At 34.6% G+C, this 6,078-nt stretch carries 4 protein-coding genes and 1 pseudogene; all 5 read right to left on the reverse strand.

Annotated elements, in window-relative coordinates:
* Positions 1-311: 311 nt before the first annotated feature.
* Positions 312-1,871, reverse strand: a complete 1,560-nt coding sequence (locus B5D15_RS14900) for an FGGY-family carbohydrate kinase (protein WP_078697886.1) — start codon at positions 1,869-1,871, stop codon at positions 312-314.
* Between the two features lie 2 nt (positions 1,872-1,873).
* The gene (locus tag B5D15_RS14905) at positions 1,874-2,242 is read right to left on the reverse strand and encodes a DUF1667 domain-containing protein (protein WP_078697887.1); all 369 of its coding nucleotides are present in this window, start codon (positions 2,240-2,242) and stop codon (positions 1,874-1,876) included.
* Between the two features lies 1 nt (position 2,243).
* Positions 2,244-3,509 (reverse strand): NAD(P)/FAD-dependent oxidoreductase, encoded by a 1,266-nt coding sequence (locus B5D15_RS14910; protein ID WP_423236581.1) that lies wholly within the window; start codon positions 3,507-3,509, stop codon positions 2,244-2,246.
* A complete protein-coding gene (locus tag B5D15_RS14915; protein WP_207651479.1) occupies positions 3,487-5,217 on the reverse strand; it encodes an NAD(P)/FAD-dependent oxidoreductase in 1,731 nt (576 codons plus the stop codon). Before B5D15_RS14915 ends, B5D15_RS14910 begins: the two co-directional genes overlap by 23 nt.
* Positions 5,218-5,734: 517 nt before the next feature.
* Positions 5,735-6,078 (reverse strand): annotated as a pseudogene (locus tag B5D15_RS14920) (transposase); the annotation flags it as partial.

The following is a 6,078-nucleotide window of genomic DNA, read 5'->3' on the forward strand; positions in this document are numbered from 1 at the left end:
GTGGGGCAAGCTCATTGAATTATCACAGGATTATATTCTAAAACATCAGGTAGCTTAGCCTTTATATCTGTTTTGCTGAAGCTCTCGCTTTCTTAGCTGTCGGCACAGCGAACCCTTGAAAAACAAATCAGACAAATGGTATGCTGAATTTTTCGAGGGCTTATTTGTGCTGCCCTTATATCTGTTCCCTTCGCCCTCGTTAAGATCTCTTTACCATTTGGATGATGTTTGTCAAGGGCGACAGCTGCGCTACGCGCTTTTTTGAGTAACCACATTTTTACAATCAGTGATTTTTCATAGAACTTTTGACATTACCAAATTTCTGGATACATAGTTATCTTTTGAATCTCATCATATATTTCCTTAAGCTTCGGGTATATTTTCTTATAAACTCTATTATAAAGCTCCTTATATATCTTCATGTTATTTTCATCCGGCTCAAAGATTTTACCATAATGAACCATATTTTTAACCGCTTCATCATAATTTTTATATATTTTAAGTCCAACAAATCCATTTATTGCAGCACCAAGTCCTGACATTTCATAGGTTTGGCCTTTAAGTACAGGTCTCCCCATCATATCAGCAGTAATTTGGCAAATTGCATCGCTTTGAGAGCCTCCACCGCAGACCATTATTTGTTTAATCTTACTTCCTGATTTTTTTTCAATCTTTTCTATGCCATCAAGCAGTGCATAATTTATTCCTTCTATAATGGCTCTATAAATATGAGCCCTCGTATGAACATCTCCGAAACCTATCATTGCCCCCTTTGCTTTTGGCATTTTAAGCCCAGGGCTCCAATAGGGCTGAAGAACTAATCCCTGTGAACCAGGCGGTATTTCATTGAGCCTTTCATTAAGAAGGCTCTCCGGAGATACACCCTTTTCCTTCGCCTCAATCATTTCTCTTGCTGCAAATTCTTTTTTAAACCAGCTAATCATCCAGTATCCTCTATATACTTGAATTTCTGGATTGAATTTGTTAGGAATTGCAGCAGGATATGAGGGCATAAAAGAAATGGGTTCAATATATTTATCTGATGTCGTTTGTACTGTTGCTGTTGTGCCAAAGCTAATACATGCGCTTTCAGTATCAATGCACCCGCAGCCGAGGGTTTCGCACCCTTTATCCGATGCAGAAGCTATCATAACCGTTCCTTCTTTAATTCCAGTTAAAACAGATGCTTCCCTTGTAACATAACCTAAAATTTCTCCTGGATTTACTATGTCAGGAAGTCTGTTTATGTCCACGCCAAACATATGCCATCTATAGCTTAAAGGAGATTTAGGCCAAGAAAGATTTTTATAGTCAAAGGGTATATGGCCTATTTGGCATCCAACCGAGTCTATCATTTTTCCTGTGAGTTTAAAAGTTAAATATCCTGATATCATAAGATATTTATATGTCTTCTCCCAGATATCTCTCTGGTTTTCAATTATCCAATTAGCCTTACCCTTTCTCCTTGAAATCTCAACTGCACTTCTCATACCTATTGCCGAAAAGGCTAAATTTTCATAAAATGCCATTGGCTTTTCACACTTTGCCATCCTTTGATCAAGCCATAAAATAGCAGGTCTTAAAGCATTTCCATTTTCATCAACATTAACAACAGTATCCCTCATAGTAGTTAGAGTAATGCCTATTATCTTTTCAAACTCTTTAGGCTTTTTTTCTCTCAAAATATTGCATGCTCTGCAAAGGCTGTCCCAGTATAAATTAGCATCCTGCTCTGCCCATCCAGGATTATTTGAAAAGTAGGGTTCAAACTCAACTTTGCCTTTCTCAGTTAAATTTCCTTTTTCATCAAACAAAAGCGCTCTTATGCTTTGGGTTCCACAATCGATAGCAAGTACAAATCTATCACACACACCTATTCCTCCTTAAAAATCAACTCCATATCACAGGTAGAAACAATGTTTGCCCCCGTTCCTAAAACATTCTCTATTATTATATCGTTAGATTTTACCATATGAGTTAGGTTAATCTTATTTATTTCCTCCATTACCTTAAATATCATATCTTTAGGGATTTCTCTGTCAGTTTTTACAGGAAGGCGCGGAAAATCTTTATATGAAGTTTTAACTGTAGTACATAGTGAACGTTTAGGATTAGTCATTTCATTTATTGCAAATTCATATCCTCTTTTGCAAATATTCCCTTCAACCTTAAATCCATCCTCTATTTTTTCTACTTTAATTTTACACCCATTAGGGCATATAATACAGGTGAATTCTTCCATACTAACCCTCCTGCATTAAAATTTTAATACTATAATCATTTAAAGAAGACCTATTAAAATCAAATACAATTCTCTCCATTTCAGGGGGATTAAGATGTGTGTATCTTTTTTCATATAATATTTCATTCCTACTTTTTATTATAACTTTAACATTTTTAACTATATCTCTTGAGCGTAAATACATTACAACTTTATTATTATCCGAATTTATATCTATATATTGGGGTACTGCATATAAAAATTTATTTAAAGGGATTTCTATAGGATTAAGTGCTCTTTTGTATTTCGATGATGCATATTTTGCAGCTGACTTTCCTGCTAATCTTCCGCTTTCTGTTACATAATCCACAAGATCATTTACATGAAGAGCATTGCCGCAGGAGAATATGCCATCAACTTTAGTCATAAAGTTTTGATCAACATAGGGACCCTTAGTAGCATTATCTATTTCAACATTTAATGATTCTGCTATTTCATTTTCGGGAATCAGCCCAACAGATAAAATAACTCCATCGCATTCTATAAATTTCTCAGTACCTTTAATAGGTTTCATATTTTCATCAACATCGCAAATTTCAACACCTTCAACTCTATCATCTCCAGATATCTTTGTTATAGTTTTTGAAAGATATAAAGGTATTGAAAAATCGTTAAGACACTGGACTATATTCCTTGTAAGTCCTGAGGGAGAATTTTTTACTTCGTATACGCCAAGAACCTTTGCACCTTCTAAAGTCAACCTTCTTGCCATTATAAGACCAATATCGCCGCTTCCTAAAATAATACATTTTTTACATGGAAGATAGCCCATGATGTTAACAAAATACTGTGCAAGACCGGCAGTCATTACTCCCGATGGCCTTGTCCCATGTATTCCTATTTGCTTTGATGTTCTCTCCCTGCACCCATTTGCAAGTATGATTGCTTTAGCACCTACCTTTATTATCCCATCCTTTGATACTACAGAAAGTATAAAGATTTCCTCTTCTTTTTTAATAGAAGTTACAAAGGTTGAAGTTAATATAGGTATTTTTTTGTTTCTAACCATTTTAATAAATCTTTCTGCATATTCAGGACCCGTAAGCCTTTCCTTAAACTCAACAAGCCCAAAACCATCATGTATGCACTGTTTTAAAATTCCTCCAGGATATTTTTCTCTTTCTATTATTAAAGTATTTGCCCCTTCTTCATATGATGAAAGCCCTGCTGCAAGGCCTGCCGGGCCTGCACCTAGCACTACTACATCATAAAATTCCAAATTGAGCACCCCCTCCCTTTTTAGTTTCTTCAACTACCAAATAAGATTCTCCCCCCTTCTTAGTTATTTCAAGAATATTTTTATTTGCATTTTCCTCGATGATCTTTGCTACTGAAGGAGTACAAAATGCGCCCTGACATCTTCCCATTCCCGGCCTTACCCTTCTTTTTATTGCATCAAGAGAATTAACTGGAATAGGAGAATTTATAGCATCTACAATCTCTCCCTTGCTTATTTCCTCACACCTGCAAATAATAATTCCATAATCAGGTCTCTTTTTAATATATTCATTTCTTTCCTTCTCGCTCATCTTAAAAAGCTCAGGTATCCCTTTTCTATAAGGATTCCACTTTTCCTTTGGCTTAACTTCCATCATCGTTGATAAAACTTCAACTGCCATTTTTTCTATATCAAGTGCAATTGCAGGGGCTGAAGCAAGTCCTGGAGACTGAATCCCTGCAGCATGTATAAGGTTTTTTACATATTCTGATTTCTCAATAATAAAATCCTCTTCATAGGTTGCAGCTCTATTCCCTGAAAAGTAGGTTATAATATCTGATGGACTTATTAAAGGTAGTATTGGGAAATGTTTATTAATTATGTTATCTATATTTTCTTTATTAGTGGAATAATCTTCTTTGAATGGCTGCTCAACAGCATCTGGACCAACGAGAATATTACCATCTATTGTCTTTGTAACCCCTCCACCCTTAGTTCCGCTTTTACTTTGATTTATAGCTGGCTTTGAAACAATACTATTTAAGAACTGTCCCTTTTTTTTATCGAGTATCAATATATGCCCTTTTCGCGGATGTATAGTAAAAAATCTATCATCTGCCATCTCAGCAATTTCATCAGCATGTACTCCTGCAGCGTTTATAACTATCTTTGGAAAAATTCGTCCTCTATTCGTATCAACATATATTATTTTCCTATCTTCACATTTTATAGATAAAGCAGCTGTATTAAGCGAAACTTCAGCTCCATTTAAAACAGCATTTTCAGCAAAGGCTATAGTCATTTTATAAGGAGAGACAATGCCCGTTGTTGGGAAAATTACTGAGCCTATAAAATCGTCATAAATATAGGGTTCAAGCTCCTTTGTTTCTCTCTTTGAAAGATACTTCATGCCTTCAACGCCGTTCAATCTTGCCCTTAACTTTAATACAGGAGATATTATTTTCCCATACCAGGCATCATAAAGCACTATATTCCCGCACCTTTCAAAACTTACATCTAATTCCTTTGCTACCTTTGAATAAAGCTTATTGCCTTGCACATTATAATATGCCTTTTTCGTTTTAGGATTTGGATCTATTCCCGGGTGAATCATTCCATTATTTCTTGATGAGGCATGAACTGCAAGGTCATCCTCCTTATCAATAAGGAGGATTGAAATTTCCCACTTTGAAAGTTCTCTTGCAATAGCCGAACCTATAACGCCCCCTCCTATTATTAGTACATCAACCTTTTTCCTTTCAAGTTTATTATCTATAAGTTTTGGGTGTTTCCTCGAAGGAAGGGTTAATCCCTTTACTTTAATATTGTTTATAACTCCTTTATATCCCCTGTTAGTTGCTAACTTACCTGCCTTTATTACCTCCTCATAAGTTTCAACCTCACCCTCAAGAAGAATAGAATTTCTTTTCTCGGCGCAAAATATGTTTTTAGAAACACTATTTATAATTTCGCCTTGTATTTTTTCAATTCTCCCCAAAACAGCACCCCCATTCATCTGGTTATCCGAACATCCTAACAATATTATATGCTTCCAATAATTAGTAGTCAATATGCGGGACGGTTACTTATTATTTTTCTATCATTATCAATACCTACTTTTACCCATTTTTCTAATCCCAGTTCTTAGGCTTAAAAATATATGTACTTGTAGTTTTAATTTACACTCATTTATCTAAAGAAATGTCTTCTTATTTAATGGATTTATTGCTTTGAGAAGAATAAAGAATTAGAAACATCACTATAAAATATGAAAAGCTATTTGAATAGTAACTGATTATATATAACAGATGTGCAATTATATGATAATTGAATTGTAAACTTAATGGAAACAATTCCTAAATAATTTGTATAACTTTATGTATATTTATGTTCTAATATCTTATTTTTTAAAGCTTGTCTATATTAGCCTCAAAATCATATTGCTTTTTTATAATCTTTCATATTCTTATTCATATACTGTTTTAAGTCTTCTAAAAATTATTCTACTTATACATTTAAATCGCCAATATCTCCTCCACAATGTTTCTGTATCTTTCCTCCTTTATAAGTTCTGCACCTAAAGCACACAGCCTCGATACATTAGCCTGCCCCATGCTCCCAAGTATCCTGCATATGTCGGCACATTTTAAATCGCAAAACTTCCTTAAAGCAAAGCACAATATTGCCTTTGCCTCCTTAACTCCCTTTGAATTCTTTATCTTAAGCATTAGTTTATCTATGTTAAATCTTTCTGCAATTATTTCTATTATCTTTTCAGGGGATAAGTCTCTAACGAGTACCTTTCTCATGCTTCTGTATTCCGTAGGTTCATCTTTAAACTCCTGCCTCTTTGCATCTA

This window comes from Caloramator quimbayensis (genome assembly GCF_900167605.1).
Taxonomy (GTDB): Bacteria; Bacillota; Clostridia; order Clostridiales; family Caloramatoraceae; genus Caloramator_B; species Caloramator_B quimbayensis.

What these genes read in the sequence shown, in the direction of transcription:
- B5D15_RS14905 (WP_078697887.1), bottom strand. Translation starts at nt 2,242, where the DNA reads ATGGAAGAATTCACCTGTATTATATGCCCTAATGGGTGTAAAATTAAA.